1 protein-coding gene is annotated in these 231 nt (G+C 40.3%); it reads left to right on the forward strand.

All coding sequences use genetic code 11. The features are described from left to right. Positions 1-210: hypothetical protein (locus KVT36_RS32390; RefSeq protein ID WP_217607538.1), on the forward strand; the 210-nt coding region annotated here is incomplete at its 5' end. Between the last annotated feature and the right edge of the window lie 21 nt (positions 211-231).

Below are 231 nucleotides of genomic sequence, written 5' to 3' on the forward strand. Positions count from 1 at the left end.
TTTTATACCACCCTGCTGCAGGAGCTAAAAAAACAGCATAATGCGGTGATTGCTATCTCCCATGGTGACCGTTATTTTGGGGTTGCCGACCGGATCTATGATATGAGAATGGGAATGTTCGTTGACCGGAACGTAGAAGCCGGAATTCCATCACTTCAAATAACACACGAAGTTTCATTTGAAATCTCTAATTTAGCATTCAGTTTTTAAATTATATCATAGCAGCCTTTG

The organism is Chitinophaga sp. GbtcB8 (assembly GCF_019091455.1).
In the GTDB taxonomy this organism is placed as follows: Bacteria; Bacteroidota; Bacteroidia; order Chitinophagales; family Chitinophagaceae; genus Chitinophaga.